Genomic DNA, 16,622 nt, shown 5'->3' on the forward strand with positions numbered 1-16,622 from the left:
TATTCACGCTGTAAGCAAGAAAGGGCTGAGTGTTAAGCTCTTACTCTTCACAATCGCTTATAACCTTAAAGTGTTAGATGAAGTTAATTCAATTAAATAAATATTTAAATTTGTGATGGGAATTACGGTTTTTTAATCTTCCTTGAGAAAGATATCTGAATTAAGGGCATATTCAATCTTTTCAACCCATTCATCAATATTTTCTAAGTCGTTTACAATATAATCTTTATTTTTATTAGCTTCAGGTAGCCCCCCTCTATTACTTGTTATTGCTGGAATCCCTAAATAATTAGCCTCCAATACAACCCTACCGAAAGCTTCATTCCATCGAGATGGTACTAGAATTAATTTAGACACCTTATAAATCTCCATAACATCTTTTTGATATGGAACAAATAAAATATTTTCTTTTTTAAAGGGTTTTTTATAAGGACCTACAATTAAAAATTCTTCATTTTTCAATTTTTTTGCAATTTTTAGAACTATATCATGCCCTTTCATGGAATTTTCCCCACCAATAAATGCGATATACTTTTGATTCTCTTTTTTGATTTTAGTTCTATCCAATTTTGAGTGATCAATTTTCGGGTATTTAACTTCCGAATCTAAGTTAAATTTCCTCTTTAATAATTGTTGGATGTATTTAGAATTTGATATTATTTTATAAGCATTTCTTAAAGCAACTTCATTCTTACTCATATAATAGTATATAGCAGGAAATTCAATTATTGATTTAAATATCTTGAGTACTTTCCTTAATCCAACTTCATAATTACGAAATTCATTTAAATTTAGTTCGTCCCTTAGATAATATATATATTTAATATTATTTTTAATACAAAATTCTGTAATTATTGGTGTCATTAAATTTTGGGTAATTGCGATAGACTCTTTTAACTCTTCTTTATGTTTTTCCAATGTTGATAAAACATACTCTCTGTTTAAAATTAGTGTATAAAATCTGGAATATTTTGAGAGAGAAACTCTCAATCCATAGTTTTTACCCTTAATGCCATCTATTATAAAGTCCCCTTTGGGATAAAATTCATCAAAACATATGACAAAAATATGATAACCTTTCTTTTCATATTCTTTTAACTCATATAGAATAGATTTTTCAGCACCTCCAGGAAAGGATGGAAAATACCAAGTTATTAAACACATCTTTTTCATTTTTTCACCGCAATAACTAAAATTGAAGGTCCTTTTCCTCTTTTAAATCTTAAATCATCAATAAATTTAAAAGGTTTCCATAAAATATTAGACACTTTAAAAACAATCTCATCAATACCAACGAACTCTTTCCCACTTGCGGTGCTTTTATTTCTTAACTCACCCCTTATGTTCTCCCTGATTTTCAATAATTTTTCCCTTCCGACAATATACTTTAGACCATAAAATAGAAATTGCTTTGATGATAGATAAAGGTGAAAAAGCAAATTTCCAGCAGAATCACCTTTATAAGTCTCTAAATAAATAACTTCAAACCCATGTTTTTCTAACATATTTTCAATGGTTTTCGGGGAGTAATAAAAGAGATGGGCAGGTGGAGATAACCACTCCCAATATCCACCACACAACTTAAATTCATAGGAACTAATATTTGGTAGGGTAAGAACTAAAAATCCTCCTTTCTTTAAAACTTTGTTAATATTCTTTAAGATTTCATTTTGATTGGTCAGATGTTCTAAAACATCCAATAACACAACTACATCAAAAAACTCTTCTTTGTTTGCATACTCAGATTGTAAAAAATCACAATTTTCAATCTCAATACCAAAATATCTTTTGGTATTTTCACATGCTTCTTTCGAAATTTCTACTCCATAAGGAATAAATCCTCTTTTTTTAACTTCATTTAAGAAAAATCCATGCGATGCACCTATTTCTAAAATTTTAGAATTTTTCTTAACTCCAAATTTCTCTAATAAGTTTAAAATCTTTTCTGCTTTTTTTATAATCTTTAATCTCTGATACTCTGGCACTGAATATTCGAAATTATAATATTCTTTTAATTCCCCATCTGTTGGTAGTGGATTTATAAACATCAATCCACAATTTTTACATTCAACTAAATTGTAATATTTATTTAAATCATCCTTTTTTAGGATTAATTTAAAGTCTTTTTTTCCACATAATGGACATTCTATTTGTTCATCCATTTTCTCACCTTTTTAGTAGAATTTTCCCCCTTCAAAAAATTTGTAAATTTTATTTTTTACATCCTCAACCGGTATGGTTTTTAAACCCTCAACATCTTTATCAACATACTCATATTCGTAATTATAGAACTTCTTTAGGGGTTTGTAATCATTATACCATAAATAATCATAAATTCCATATTTCTTAAAGTTTTTTGGTAATCTATAAATTGGGTTTACTGGACCAAATAACGCCAAAGTAGGCGTTCTCATTAAAAAAGCAAAGTGCATTGGACCGCTGTCTGAGGTTATAAATAAGTCGGCAAATTTTAAAAAATATATTGCCTCTTTAATGTTGAACTTTCCAGCAACATCTTCAACAAAAATATTTTTTTCTTTTAGTTTATTTTTGATATAATTAACTGTCTCAACAGCATCAGGCCCCCCATACAAAATGATGTTAAAGTCTTTATAAATTTCTTCAATTAATTTGACATAATTGTCTCTATCCCACATTCTTGTTTTCCATAAAACAAAAGGATTGATTACAACTGTTTTTTTGTTTTTATCTAATTTTAAATTATTTAATATTTTTTCAACATTTCTCTTTACATCTTCAGAGAAATCAACTGTTATTAGTTCTTCCTCTAAATCCCCTATACCCAAACTCTCTGCAATTTTAAGAGCCATATTCCAATAATGTTCATTTTTTGTGAATCCTAATCCTTTCTTTTTTACTTTAAAGTTAGATAAAATCTCCCAACCACCTAAATAACCTAATTTATACTTTGGATTTAGAATCTCTAAATAAAATGTTTGATTTATTCCCCTATTCATTATAATTCCCAAGTCATATCTCTCATTTTTCAATTTATAAAACTCTTTCATTAAATCAAAAATCCCTCCCTTTAGAACAATTATCCTATCCAATTCATCAACTTTGTCAAAAATATCTTTATCAGTAATTAGATGAATTTCTGCATTGGGAAAATGTTTCTTAAGTGTTTTTATAAATGGCGTGTCCATTATTAAATCCCCAAATCCCATTGGCTTTGTGCATATCAATGCAATTTTTTTGAATCCTTTTTGATAATCTACACTTTTCTTTGGAAAATACTTATATCTAATATAAAAAGGAAATTCCAATGTTTTAACAACAACGTATTTGATGTAATTTTTTAGGTGTTTTAATATTAGTTTATCCATCTCTCCCACCATTTTGTAAATAAAAACAACCTAATCTTATAGATATTATGAAGTTTATTATTTCCTACTAAGGCGTCATTCTTATAAAATTCAACTAAATCCTTAAAATTTAATTCCTCCAATATTCTTATCCCATCATCTAAAATATTTTTATACTTTCTTTTTAGAATCCACTTATCCAACGGTGGTTCAAATCCTCCTTTCCCCCTATTTAAAATCTCTTCTGGCAGAATATCTTTAACAATCTCTCTCATTAATTTTTTTGTTTTAAAAAAATCAACCTTCCATTCGTTAGGAATTTTTTGGCTGAACTCTGCAAATCTATAATCTAAAAATGGACTTCTAACCTCTAAGGCATTTGCCATCGATGCCCTATCAACCTTAACCAAAAAATTATCCGATAGAGTTCTAAATAACAAATCAAAAACCCTAATTGACTCAGGTAAATTATTATTTGTTTTATTTAAGGAGTATTTTAAGTGTTCCTCCACCCATATTTTACCCCTATTGGAGATCATAAATTTCCCATCAAATAATTTAGAGTAAAATTTCTCATTATTTTCAATTAAAGATAAATTAATCGCTTCTCTAATTAAAAATAAAGTGTAATTTTTCAGTAAATTGTTATTGAGGATTTTTAAAAGTAACATTCTAACAAACTTGGGGATTTTTTTTAAGTATTCTATCCTTTTGCTAATCAAATGAAACCTATATCCGCCAAAAACTTCATCTCCTCCATCCCCACTCAAAACAACAGTAACAAATTCTCTTGCCATTTCAGAAACTTTATAAGTAGGAAATCCACTATAATCTCCAAAAGGTTCATCATAAATCCAGATATATTTATCAATTAGTTTCTCAAAATCTTCTTCCTTAAAATAATAATGGTGATGGTTTGTTTTAAAATAATCAACAACTATCTTAATATATGGTGTTTCATCATACTTCCCCTCAAAACCAATAGAGAAAGTATGTAACTTACTTAAATCAGTGAAATCTCTCATAATCCCAACAACCGTACTTGAATCTAACCCCCCACTTAAAAACGCTCCAACTGGAACGTCACTTCTCATCCTTATCTTGACGGCATCATATAGGAGTTTTTTTCCTTCTTCAATTAATTTATTTTTATCATAAATTGGTTTATAATCCGGTAGTTCCCAATAACAAAACTTTTTAATTTCTTTTTTATTCAAATCAAATATCAAATTCTGCCTTGCCTCTAATTTAAAGATGTTTTTATAAATTGAATAAGGTGAAGGAATAAATCCCAAAGCAAAGTATAACTCAACTGCCTCCTTATTAATATTTTCTTTTTTGTTTATCTTTTTAACTGCCAAAATTCCCTTCAATTCAGAAGAAAAAATAAATTCTTCCCCATCCCAATAATAATAAAGTGGTTTAATCCCTAATCTATCTCTTGAACAAAAAATTAAATTTTTTTGTTTATCAAAAATACAAAATGCCCACATACCGTTAAATTCCTTAACGCAATCAAAGCCCAATTTATCATAAAGTTTTAAAATAACTTCCGTATCTGTACCAGTCTCTGTTTTTAAATTAAATTTTTCTTTTAACTCCAAATAATTATAGACCTCTCCATTATAAACAATAATTATATCTGCATTATCCAATTCTTCATCCCTATAGGTGATTTTATCCTCTTCAATGTTATAACCCATTGGTTGATGTCCCTTCTCTGACAAATCCAAAATTGCCAATCTAACATGCCCCAAACCAATAGAATAATTTTTAGAATTGAGGATAAAAACCCCTTCATCATCCGGACCCCTGTGTCTTATAGCGTTATTCATCCCATCAATTTCTTCTTTTAAAATCCCCCTATCAAACCTAACAATCCCGTTTATCCCGCACATTATTACACCAAAAATTAAATTTTTAACAGCCAATCTCTATTCTCTAAAAACCAATTACAAAATCTTTTTAAACCTTCCTCGATAGTAACTTTTGGTTTATATTCCAAAAATTTCTCACTCTTAGTTAAATCAGCGTAGGTTCTTAAAACATCCCCATCTTGTAGAGGTAAAAATTTCTTTTTTGCTTTTTTGTTAAGGTATTTCTCAATTAACTCAATAAAATACATTAACTTGACGGGTTTGGAATTACCTAAGTTAAAAATCTCATAATCAAAGTTCTTTTCAATAGCACTTACAATGCCCCCTATAACATCGGATATATACGTAAAATCCCTTTCCATATTTCCATAGTTATAGACCTCAATCTCCTTACCTAACAAAATATTCTTTGTAAATTTGAAATACGCCATATCTGGTCTTCCAAACTCACCATAAACTGTGAAAAACCTCAAACCAACCATTTTAATGCCGTATAAATAATAAGTATAAGCCATTAACTCGTTACTTCTCTTAGTTGCTGCATATAATGAGATTGGATTATCAACCCTATCCTCCTCACTAAAAGGAATCTTTTTATTCCCTCCATAAACTGAAGAGGAAGATGCATAAACAACCTTCTCTATATCAAATCTCCTTGCAAATTCAAAGATATTCAAAGTCCCTAATTCGTTGGATCTAATATAGGCCCATGGATTTTCTAAGGAATATCTAACTCCTGCCTGAGCACCTAAATGAACAATTAAATCAATTTCTTTGTCTTTTAAATTTTCAACCAATCCCTCCCAATCTGAGAAATCTAATTTTATAAACTCATAGTTTTCGTAATTTTTTAAGATTTCATTCCTTTTTTCTTTTAATAGAGGGTTGTAATAATCGTTTAGATTATCTATTCCAATAACTTTTACATCTTCATGGGTATCCAACAAATATTTACTCAGATGAAAACCAATAAATCCAGCACATCCAGTGACTAAAATGTTTCTATATTTCATCTCCCCACCCCATAATATTTAAATCCTAATTTTTTAACCTTTTCAACATCTAAGATGTTTCTTCCATCGAATATAACTTTTTCTTTTACTAAATTTCTTATTTTCTCCCAATCTTCTTTGTTATAGTTGTATTCAGTCGTTATTATTATCCCATCCGCATCTTTAACTGCCTCATATAAATCATCTAATACATATAGGTTGTATCCATAGAATCCCTTGGATTTATCCAGTTTGTACATGTTAATGGTGTTTTCCCTCGCTTTTGCAACGTAATCAAACCCCTTAACAATTGCTCCACTACCTAAAAGTAGATCTATCAACTTTATTGCCCTACTCTCCCTTAAATCGTCAGTATTTGGTTTAAACGCTAAACCTAAGATAGCAAAAACCTTTCCATTTAGGTTTTTATAGTAGTTTTTAATCTTTTCAAAGAACCATTTTATTTGTTCTTCATTAACTTTATCAGTTGATCTGATTAATATTGGCTCTATATTGTTGTTTTCAAACTGTTTTATCAATGCTTTAACATCCTTAGGAAAACAACTTCCGGCATATCCAATTCCAGCATTTAAAAACTTATTTCCAATTCTATCATCCAACCCCATAGCATAACTCACAGTTTTTATATCTGCATTAACTATATCAGATAATTTTGCCAATTCATTTATAAAAGATATTTTTGTTGCTAAGAAAGCATTTGAGGCATATTTTATCAACTCCGCTGTTTCCCAATTAGTTATTATAAAAGGAACATTTTTTTCTTTAAAATAGTTATAAACTTTGTTCATTATTTCTATTGGCTTTTTGTTTTCTAAGTTTTCAAAACCTAAAACTATCCTCTCTGGATTAAAGAAATCATAGACAGCAATCCCCTCCCTTAAAAACTCAGGATTTGAAACAACATCAACATTATAACCACTTAAAAGTTCTTTAACCTTCCTATTTGTCCCTACTGGAACGGTAGATTTTATAACGATAACTTTATAATCGTCTTTGTCTATTGTCTCTTTTATCTTCTCAACTGCAGAAAATAAAAACCTCAAGTCTGCATCACCATCTTTATCTTGTGGGGTTCCAACGCATAGAAATATGACGTCCGATCCCTTTATTGATTCGTAGGATGTTGTGAAAGTTAGATTTTTATTTACATGCTTTTTTAATAATTCTTCTAATCCTTCTTCATATAAAGGACATTCTCCTCTATTTAATGCCTTAACTTTAGTTTCATCAATATCAATTCCAACAACATTAAAACCAAACTCTGCTAAACCAACAGCCTGAATTAAACCAACATAACCAGTTCCTATGACTGAGATCTTCTTCATTAAAATCCCCCCTTGAGTAAGTTATTGATTTGAGAGTTATTAATAAATAAATTTAAAAAAGAAACTAAGAGTATAATTTTTAAATTAGTGGCTCTGGTTGCCTTCCTTTTAAACACGGTAATTCTTCAACACTTATTAAAATGGGCTTTTCAACATCCTTTGCCCTCTCAAGCAAGAGTTCTTTCCCTATCTGACTTAAAGCAAATATTGGAACTGAGACACCAATTTGTGCCTTTATTTTTCCTTTTAAACCTTCTCTAATATTTTTTGAAGCACATGCAGTTACCAAATCAAAATATTCTACAAATTCTTCTGGATTTTCATTAATTCCTGTTGTATGAACCCCGAAGGTGATGATTTTTATTTCTTCATTCTCTAAACTCTTGCACTTTATGGCATCATCTAAACTCGTTAATGAAACCCCTATCCTTTTATAACCCAACTCTATGGCTTTTTCAACACCTTTTATCTGATTAATTTCTGCAGTTTTAGGATTTAAAACATGTCCTCCTGCTTTTTCTATCTTCTCTATAACTTTTGGGATTGGGGATGTCTTTACAATTCCCGATATCCTTCCGCAAAGCCCCTGAACAAGTTTTGGGTTATTGGTTATAACAGTCCCTGCACAATCTGCAACAATAACAACAACATCCAACAAACCCCTTTTCAAAGCACTCATAAAAATCTCCGAAGTTCCAAAGCCAACAATACAATCCTCAACCTCTACAACCCTGTTTTCAGTGAAAAGTCCAAAATCCTTTATTCTAAATTCTATATTTTCCTTTATACTTTCTTTATTTATCTCTCTAATGCCCCTATGCCTATCAAAAAGAGGACAGTATTTTATTTTTGGTTCTCCAACTTCAACAACCTTCCCATTTTTCACAACAACCCTCGCCTTCCCCAAAGCCTCCATTATATGCTCATCTTCCATACTAACCATCCACTTAAGTTTATTATTATAAAATCAATTGGAATTTCTAAAAATTAAATTTTATTCATTTTTGTTGTTTTGTTCTTCTTCAGTATTTCTTACTTCTTTTTTCTCTTTTTCTTCCTTAACTATTTTTTCAATTATGACATTTCTTGGGACGATGAAGATTTTAGTTTCTGATAAACCAACCATCTTTCCCCCAATTTTTGTAATTTCATTTTTCAACTTTGATAAAATTGCAGCGTATTCTTCATCTATGTCTCTTTCTAAGTGAGGGGTGTTTGCAATAACCAAGTATCCTGCCTCAACCATGACAATAATATTTACTGCATCTTTCCCATCATTTAAGTCACAAACCTTTATTCTTATTGATTTTTCCTCCTCTACTGGAGCCATTGGAAGTTCAACATACTCTTCAATGGTAATCGGTGCAGGTTGTTTTATATCAGTTTTTCCTGACCCAAATAGTTCTTTTAACTTTTCAAAAACCATTTAATCACCTTTTATATATTTTAATATGGCATCCATCAAGTTATTTATACCCTCATAAGTTTTTGCTGAAACCAACAATACCCTATTACCCAACCTGTACTCCACGTAATCCTTCAACCGCCGCCTTTCGTCATCATTTAATAAATCACATTTATTGACAACTACTATAATAGGTTTTCGATATCTAAATTTTAATAAATGATGTAGTTTTTCAAAACTTTTTGATAATCCTTCTTTTCCATCAACCACATGGACAATCATATCCGCATCATCAATTTCTTCGTATGTTTTTTCTAAAACGCTTCCTATCATGATTGGAGATTGTTTTTCATGGACATAGAGCCCTCCCAAATCCACAAATACAACATCTACAAATTTTGGTTGCTTCTTTTCCCTACCTACTTTTAGTTTTCCCCAGTATCTTTTTATCGGCATTTTTGTAGTTCCTCCAACTTCAGAAACAAGGGAAACATACTTACCAAACAACGCATTCATTATAGATGATTTTCCTGCATTTTCAGGGCCTAATATTGCAATTTTAAAGATATCATTATCCATAGTATCACATTTTTGTTTTATTATAATAAATTACAAATACTTATAAATATTTGGCGAGTTATAAATATTTTTAACTTTTACAAAAATAAATATAGTGATTTTTATGAAATTGGCGGTTGTATTTGATAGTGCTGGGACGTTGGTAAAAGTTAAGAGAATAATAAAAGAAATAAAAACACAGAAGTTTTTGTGTAATAACCTAACTGTGGATATTGTTGATGAAAAAGTTGGGAGGGCGTTGGTGATTATTAAAGATGATCCTTTGAAGGTTGTGGATAAGGAGGATCCTGAAAAACATATATCAGAACTCTTAAAAGAAGTTGATTGGGGGATATCATACTGTAATAAACCAATAGACAGAGATGGAATTTTTAAAGACAAAAAAACTAAAGTTAAGGAGTTGCAGGATACCCTAAACGTTATGAAGAGATTTAAAATTCAAACTGGATATGGATCTGCAATAATAGTGGATACGTTAAATGGAATTATCGAATACACCATAACTACAGGGGGCTGCGTATTTCCAGAAGTACCTGAAACTATTAAAAAACTAAAAGAATTAGGGGTTAAGGTATTCATTGCGTCTGGAGATAGAAAGGAGTTTATAAAAAGATTGGCTGAAATTACGGGAATTAACGAAAAATATATAATGCCTGAGGCTCATCAAGAGCAAAAGAAAGATTTGGTTCTAAATTTAAAAAAAGAGAGGTATTATGTAATAATGGTTGGAGATGCAGCAAATGATGTCCCAGCAATGTTGGAGAGCGATTTGTCAGTTGTTACGCTCCAAAATGGAAATATTTCAAAAAAAGCACTCGAGGTAGCAAAGGTTAAAATATACAACATAAAGGAAATCCTCAACATATGTGAAGATTTAATTAACAAAAACAAAGGGTGATTTTTTTGAGATATTTAAAATTATGCAGTATTAATGAGGCAAAGGAAATTGTAAGGAAGTATTTGGATAAATACAAGAGTGTTGAGGACGTGGATTTATTTAATGCAGTTGGTAGGGTTTTAAGTGAGGACGTAATATCCGATGTTGATATCCCTCCTTTTGATAGGTCTCAGATGGATGGATATGCAGTTAAAGCGGAAGACACTTATGCAGCAGATGAGGATAATCCAATAACTCTAAAAGTTATTGGGAGTTTAAAGGCAGGGGAAGTTAAAGACCTTGAAGTTAAAAATGGAGAGTGTGTAGAGATTGCAACTGGGGCGGGGATTCCAAAAGGTGCAAATGCAGTAGTTATGGTGGAGTACACTGAAAGATTGGGGAATCATGTTAAAATTTACAAGGCAGTTGCACCACACGAGAATATCCAGTACTGCGGAACAGACATAATGAGTGGGGAGTTGATTTTAAGGGGGGGAACTAAATTAACGCCAAGGGATATTGGCTCTATTGCCGCAATCGGGAAAAATAAGGTTAAAGTTTATAAAAAATTAAGTTTTGGTATTATATCAACAGGAAATGAGGTTGTAAGTCCTGGAGAAACGTTAGGAGCATATAAAATTTATGATATAAATGCATATACTTTAGGTTCATCCATTTTAGAGAATGGATGGGATTTTAAGTTTTATGGTATTGTTGGGGATGATAAGGAGGAATTAAAAAAGGCAATTGAAAATGCATTAAAGGAAAATGACATTGTTCTTTTGAGTGGGGGAACATCCGCTGGAGTTGGGGATTTAACAGAAATTGCAATACAGGAACTTGGAGGGGAGGTTTTAATACATGGTATAAAGATAAAACCAGGAAAGCCTACAATAATTGGAGTTGTTGATGATAAATTGGTTGTTGGTCTCCCAGGTTATCCTACATCATGCCTTATAGTGTTTGATGTCCTGTTTAATGATGAGAAAAAAACCTTAAAGGCATTTTTCCCAATGAGGCATATCTCTGCAAAAGGAAGAACTGAGTATTTGCCTATTTCATTGGTAAAGTCAAAGAATGGTTATTCAAGTTATCCAATAACAAAGGGAAGTGGGGCCATAACATCCCTATCAAATGCAGAGGGGTATGTGGTAATTGAAGAAAACAGAGAAATTTTAGAGAATGAGGAGGTTGATGTCCATCTACTTGGAGACATAATGATTGGTTTGAATATCATAGGAAGTCATTGCATTGGTGTTGATATCATTTTAAAGGAAGGAGGCATATTTGCAAAAACCATCAATGTGGGTTCACTTGGGGGAATTATGGCAATAAAAAGAGGAGAGGCAGATATTGCAGGAGTTCATCTCTTAGATGATAGTGGGGAATATAACATCCCATTTATAAAGAAATATAAGGTTAAAGATGCGGTTTTAGTGAGGGGTTATATTAGAGAGCAGGGTTTCATGTTTAAAGGAGATGTTAATAGTATAGAGGATGTTGTTAAATACATCAAAAAATCCAAATTTATAAACAGAAACAAGGGTTCTGGAACAAGGATTTTGTTTGATAAATTTTTGAAAGAACATGGGATCGATAAAGATGATATAGATAGTTACAACATCGAGACAAAAACACACTCAGCGGTTGCAGTTTCTATTGTAATGGGAAAGGCAGATATTGGAATGGGGATAAGAACTGTTGCAGAGCAGTATGGACTTAATTTTATCCCAGTTGCAGAGGAACATTATGATTTCCTCATTAGAAGGGAGAAATTAGATGATGAAGATGTTAAAAAATTCATAGAAACACTTAAAAAAGTTGAATTACCATTTAAAAAACCAAAAAATTGTGGGGAAATTATATTTGAATGTTAATTAGATCAAATCAAGGTTGCTTTCAACAGAGATGTATAACTGTCCTTTTGGTTTGTTGTATACATAATCTCCAGTAAACTTATAGAACTTCCCTTCAATTGGGGTTCCTTCATCTTTTTTTGATAATTTTATAACAGGATTCTCAACAATTCCCTCAAATTTGAATGATGGAAGGACTCCTTCAACTTTTCCATAGACAACAATTGCTCCTTTTTTCATTTCCCCACCAACTCTCGCTTCAACATCCCCTTCTATGATTATAATTCCTCCCTCTTGGTGGATTCCGGTTAATAAACCAGCATTTCCTTTTATGTGAATGGTTCCTCCTCTCATGTATTCTCCAATTTCATTTCCAACATTACCTTCAACAACGATCTTTCCTCCACTCATACCTCTCCAATCTCCCCTGTATGCAGAACCAACATAATCTTTTGCATCTCCTTTAATAATTAACTCCCCACCTTTCATGTTTTGTCCAGCCCAACTGTCAGCGTTGCCATTAACAATAATTTTTCCCCCCTTCATTTCACAACCAACATACATTCCAGCGTCTCCTTCAACAATAATTTCCCCTGTTGTCATCTTTTCTCCAATTCTCTTCAACTTAATTGAGGAGTTTTTTATGATTATTCTTGATACCTCAGATTCATTCAACTCAACATCAAACAAATCTTTTAATAAGATCTTCTTGTTCCCTTGTGGTAATTCTATGTTCTTTATTTCATCCAATGACATGTTTTCTATCTTCTCTGGAATAACCGCATCCATCTCTACTGGAACAATGATATCCTCTTTTAACGTAAGGATTAACTCCTTCATCATTCTCACCGTCTCATCTTTTAAAAAATTTAAAAATAGAATTTAGTTTATGTCTGTTGCATCAATTTTGATAACTTTCCAACTGTTTGCATAGGCATCTTGAACTGGGTAGTTGTCTAAGTTAACTGAGTAGTATCTTGTGAACTTCTCTCTTAAGTCCTTCATAATCTCTTGCTCTAAGGACTCATCAACTTTAACATCTACGTATATTGTGTCTCCATAGATCTCTTTAACAACTTCTCCATCTTTAACAACAACTTCTCCTTTCTTCAATACGTAAGATGCGTATCTAAATGCCTTCTCTATTTTCTTACCATCCTTTTCTTCTGGGTCTATATTGTAGATAGCGATGTCTGCATCTGCCCCAACGCCAAGGTGTCCTTTCTCTTTGCTTAAACCTAAAACTTTTGCTTGGTTACCTCTTGTAATTTTTGCTATTTCATATAAATCGTATTCTTTATCGTTATCTGCTACATGGCTTCTTTGTAATGCCCATTTGTGGACTTTGTTGTATAACCACTCATCTCTGTATTTTTTACTCATCAACCATGCAATAACTCTTGGGTATCTTGTGAATGGTCCTGCGTTTGGATGGTCAGTTGTTAATAATACTTTGTCTGTGTTTGTGTTTAAGAATAAATCCAAACCAATTGCCCACTGAACTGCATAGACAGGTCCTTTTGGGGAGTAGATGAATGGAACAACTCCTGAACCTGTCTCAAGTTCAACGTCACAGTTTGCCCATTTCAATCCATTTGTCATGTGTAAATCATATTCCATCGGTCCATCTGCTGTCATTGTTGTTGTTTCATCTAATGTAACCTGTCCAACATCAATTACAAGGTGGTCATTTTTATTTACATACTCTGCAATCTCAACACCCTTACTCCCAAAGTCCTTCCATGAGGTTCCTCCATAGGAGTGGAACTGAACGTGTGTGTTGTAGTATACAGTTTCCCTCTCTCCATATCTTGGTTTTGCCTTAATATCTTTAACACAATCCATTGTTGCAAGTGTTGTTTCCCAGTTTCCTGGGTGTCCTAAGTTGTTTGGGTGGACGTGTATTGAGTGAGGTAAACCGAGCATTTCGTTGACTTCTGCAAGACCCCTAACAATTTCTCTTGGTGTTATGTCAAAGTATGGAACTTTATCATCTATACCGTGGACGTTTTTACCCCAACCCCATGCTTCTGTTCCACCTGGGTTAACTATCTTTATTGCAAAACCCCTCGTTGCTCTCAAAAGCCATGCTACATAAGCAGCACATTTTTTAAGGTCCCCTTCTTTTAAATACTCAATAACAAACCAGTTGTTTCCGAATAATGGCATTGCTGCTTTATCCAGTTGTGGGGTTTCCATAAACTCTTCGTGTGTGTGTCTTGCTATTAATGGTGGCATTGCTGCTTCAATAACAGTCGTATATCCCATCTCTGAGTATTGGTAACCAGTTTTGTATGTTGAAGGAACTGAAAATCCTGTCCCAGTTCTCAATCCTTTTTTTGCATAAACATCTTTTTTACTATCTTCTGGTCTAAACATTCTACCAACGTTAACTTTTGCCCCAGCAACGTGGGTGTGAGAATCAACTCCACCCGGCATTACAACCTTTCCACTTGCATCGATAACTTTTGCATTACTTGAAACTTCCTCAACTATTTTACCATCTTTGACACATATGTCCATCTTTTCTCCATTTATTCCATTCAATGGGTCGTAAACAATCCCATTTTTTATGATGTATTCCATTTAATCACCTTCTTTTTTTATTTATTCCAAGTATGTTCTCATTAATTTTGGCATGTCTAAGAATTCTTCTTCAGTTTTTTCAATTTCTACTGGTAAAGGTCCTTTGTATGATGGCATTGCTGTGCTGTTAGTTTCAGGTAAGACAACTTTGTTTGCCCAAGGTCCCATTGGAATATAGATCATTCCTTTTGGCATTGGTTCTGTTGCCTTCTTTGCAAATACAACAACTTCTCCGTATTCTGATTTTACCTTTATTTTGTCTCCCTCTTTAATACCCAACGTATTCATTTCATCTTCATTTATGTAACAAACTCCTGCTGCTTTAACATATAAATCCAAATTTTTCCCTGCTTCTATTGCCTCTCCCTGCCAAATTGTTCTCCCAGTGTTTAAGTAGAATTTCATTCTATCACCTTAATATTTTTAAAACAATCTATCCTCATTTTGGTAACTATTGTTTCTCAACAACCAACTTTATCGCATCAACTGGACAAACTTCAACACATGCACCACATCCACCGCATAAATCACCATTTACTATGGTTATTAGGCCATCCACAACTCTTATGACGAGTTCATCTGTTTCTGGACCTTTTCCACCCCAAGTGTTTGGATCTTTTGCATTCACTGGGCATGATACTACGCAATTTCCACAACCATGGCACTTCTCTGGAAATACGACCAACTTATACATTTAACCACCTCATTATCCTCTATTTATTTCGCCAATAATTTCTCAAATGCTTTTTTCCATGCAACTGCCTTTGTCTCTTCCATACCAACTTTTGTTCTCTTAACTTTTATAGCATTAATTGGACATGATTTTTCACATGCCCCACATAAGACACATAAATCTTGGTTAACCACCAATTTTGGAACTTTTTGTGCTTTTTCTTTTGGTTTTGGGAATGTCAATGCATTACATGGACAGATTGCTACACAAGCACCACATGCATTACATGCATTCTCATCAATGATGAGTTCCCCTTCAAATGGCTTTTCAACTTTAATCGCACTAACTGGACAGATATTTTCACACCACCCACATGTAACACATAAATCTTTATCAATTGTTGTTTTTCCTTTGATATCTTCGTATAATTTTGGTTTTTCAATTCTCTTTGCCAATGGACACTTGTAACAGATAACCTCTATTGCATTGTGTGGACATGCAACCTCACAAACCTTACAGAATACACACGCATCTTTATCGACTTCAATATCCTTTATTGGGTTTGGACTTAATGAGTTCATGTCGTTTGGAATTAAGTCAATTGCATCTGCTGGACAGTATTCAGCACAAATTCCACATAAGACACATTTGTCTTTGTTTATAGTAATTTCCCCAAGAACTAGGTTCTTTCTTGGTGGAAGTTCTCTCTCTACATCAATTGCTCCTTGAGGACAGACGATTTCGCACTGTCCACATAAAACACAGATTTCTTGATCTAATGTTATATCCCTTAATATCTTTGGGTATTGTGGGAGTTCTTTTATGGATTTGTCGTTGATTTTTAAATCAATAGCGTTAAATGGACATGCACATGCACACATTCCACATAAGACACATTTTTCCCCACTAATATCCAATTTTGGAGCATCAATGTCTCCTTTTGCTATCGCCCCTAAAGGTCCCATGGTAATTGCCTTTGTTGGACAAATATCAAAACAGATTCCACAACCAACACAGATGTGGTCGTTCCATGTTAAAACTCTCTTTTCTACTCCATACCTTGATATTGTTATGGTCCCGTTGTATTGTTCTTTTGTTTGCATGT

The 16,622-nt window shown here is 32.5% G+C and carries 16 protein-coding genes; 2 read left to right on the forward strand and 14 right to left on the reverse strand.

Annotated elements, in window-relative coordinates:
* Positions 1 to 132: 132 nt before the first annotated feature.
* From METFODRAFT_RS01665 to METFODRAFT_RS01705, 9 genes are all read right to left on the reverse strand, one after another.
* On the reverse strand, positions 133 to 1,173 hold the full coding sequence (locus tag METFODRAFT_RS01665; protein WP_007043791.1) for a glycosyltransferase family 4 protein: 1,041 nt from the start codon (positions 1,171 to 1,173) through the stop codon (positions 133 to 135).
* The gene (locus METFODRAFT_RS01670; protein WP_007043792.1) at positions 1,170 to 2,162 is read right to left on the reverse strand and encodes a class I SAM-dependent methyltransferase; all 993 of its coding nucleotides are present in this window, start codon (positions 2,160 to 2,162) and stop codon (positions 1,170 to 1,172) included. Before METFODRAFT_RS01670 ends, METFODRAFT_RS01665 begins: the two co-directional genes overlap by 4 nt.
* A gap of 12 nt (positions 2,163 to 2,174) precedes the next feature.
* Positions 2,175 to 3,347 carry a glycosyltransferase family 9 protein gene (locus METFODRAFT_RS01675; RefSeq protein ID WP_007043793.1) on the reverse strand — a complete coding sequence of 391 codons (1,173 nt, stop codon included), beginning with the start codon at positions 3,345 to 3,347 and terminating at the stop codon, positions 2,175 to 2,177.
* On the reverse strand, positions 3,335 to 5,224 hold the full coding sequence (gene asnB, locus METFODRAFT_RS01680) for an asparagine synthase (glutamine-hydrolyzing) (protein ID WP_048115299.1): 1,890 nt from the start codon (positions 5,222 to 5,224) through the stop codon (positions 3,335 to 3,337). Before asnB ends, METFODRAFT_RS01675 begins: the two co-directional genes overlap by 13 nt.
* A 14-nt stretch (positions 5,225 to 5,238) precedes the next feature.
* Entirely contained in the window at positions 5,239 to 6,216 is a 978-nt protein-coding gene (locus METFODRAFT_RS01685) for an NAD-dependent epimerase/dehydratase family protein (RefSeq protein WP_007043795.1), read from the reverse strand.
* Positions 6,213 to 7,541, reverse strand: a complete 1,329-nt coding sequence (locus tag METFODRAFT_RS01690) for a UDP-glucose dehydrogenase family protein (protein WP_007043796.1) — start codon at positions 7,539 to 7,541, stop codon at positions 6,213 to 6,215. The genes METFODRAFT_RS01685 and METFODRAFT_RS01690 overlap by 4 nt, the downstream gene beginning before the upstream one ends.
* Positions 7,542 to 7,620: 79 nt before the next feature.
* Entirely contained in the window at positions 7,621 to 8,475 is an 855-nt protein-coding gene (locus METFODRAFT_RS01695; RefSeq protein ID WP_007043797.1) for a methanogenesis marker 8 protein, read from the reverse strand.
* A 60-nt stretch (positions 8,476 to 8,535) separates the two neighbouring features.
* Entirely contained in the window at positions 8,536 to 8,967 is a 432-nt protein-coding gene (locus tag METFODRAFT_RS01700; RefSeq protein WP_007043798.1) for a cell division protein SepF, read from the reverse strand.
* Positions 8,968 to 9,525: an Era-like GTP-binding protein gene (locus tag METFODRAFT_RS01705; protein WP_007043799.1), complete on the reverse strand. Its 558-nt coding sequence runs from the start codon at positions 9,523 to 9,525 to the stop codon at positions 8,968 to 8,970.
* A 103-nt stretch (positions 9,526 to 9,628) separates the two neighbouring features.
* Here METFODRAFT_RS01705 and METFODRAFT_RS01710 point away from each other — a divergent pair, with 103 nt between their 5' ends.
* Both METFODRAFT_RS01710 and METFODRAFT_RS01715 read left to right on the forward strand, forming a co-directional pair.
* The gene (locus METFODRAFT_RS01710) at positions 9,629 to 10,423 is read left to right on the forward strand and encodes an HAD family hydrolase (protein ID WP_007043800.1); all 795 of its coding nucleotides are present in this window, start codon (positions 9,629 to 9,631) and stop codon (positions 10,421 to 10,423) included.
* Positions 10,424 to 10,428: 5 nt separating this feature from the next.
* A complete protein-coding gene (locus METFODRAFT_RS01715) occupies positions 10,429 to 12,279 on the forward strand; it encodes a molybdopterin biosynthesis protein (protein ID WP_007043801.1) in 1,851 nt (616 codons plus the stop codon).
* On the opposite strand, the gene fwdC is transcribed toward METFODRAFT_RS01715, so the two are convergent.
* The 5 genes from fwdC to fwdF are packed head-to-tail and all read right to left on the reverse strand — an operon-like array spanning position 12,280 to position 16,620.
* A complete protein-coding gene (fwdC, locus tag METFODRAFT_RS01720) occupies positions 12,280 to 13,098 on the reverse strand; it encodes a tungsten-dependent formylmethanofuran dehydrogenase subunit FwdC (protein ID WP_048115304.1) in 819 nt (272 codons plus the stop codon).
* 42 nt (positions 13,099 to 13,140) lie between these two features.
* On the reverse strand, positions 13,141 to 14,844 hold the full coding sequence (fwdA, locus tag METFODRAFT_RS01725) for a tungsten-dependent formylmethanofuran dehydrogenase subunit FwdA (protein ID WP_007043803.1): 1,704 nt from the start codon (positions 14,842 to 14,844) through the stop codon (positions 13,141 to 13,143).
* Positions 14,845 to 14,865: 21 nt separating this feature from the next.
* Entirely contained in the window at positions 14,866 to 15,249 is a 384-nt protein-coding gene (gene fwdD, locus METFODRAFT_RS01730) for a tungsten-dependent formylmethanofuran dehydrogenase subunit FwdD (RefSeq protein ID WP_007043804.1), read from the reverse strand.
* A gap of 46 nt (positions 15,250 to 15,295) precedes the next feature.
* Positions 15,296 to 15,538, reverse strand: a complete 243-nt coding sequence (locus METFODRAFT_RS01735) for an ATP-binding protein (RefSeq protein WP_007043805.1) — start codon at positions 15,536 to 15,538, stop codon at positions 15,296 to 15,298.
* A 23-nt stretch (positions 15,539 to 15,561) separates the two neighbouring features.
* Positions 15,562 to 16,620: a tungsten-dependent formylmethanofuran dehydrogenase subunit FwdF gene (gene fwdF / locus METFODRAFT_RS01740; protein ID WP_007043806.1), complete on the reverse strand. Its 1,059-nt coding sequence runs from the start codon at positions 16,618 to 16,620 to the stop codon at positions 15,562 to 15,564.
* Positions 16,621 to 16,622 lie beyond the last annotated feature (2 nt).

This window comes from Methanotorris formicicus Mc-S-70, assembly GCF_000243455.1.
Classification (GTDB): Archaea; AGJL01; Methanococci; order Methanococcales; family Methanococcaceae; genus Methanotorris; species Methanotorris formicicus.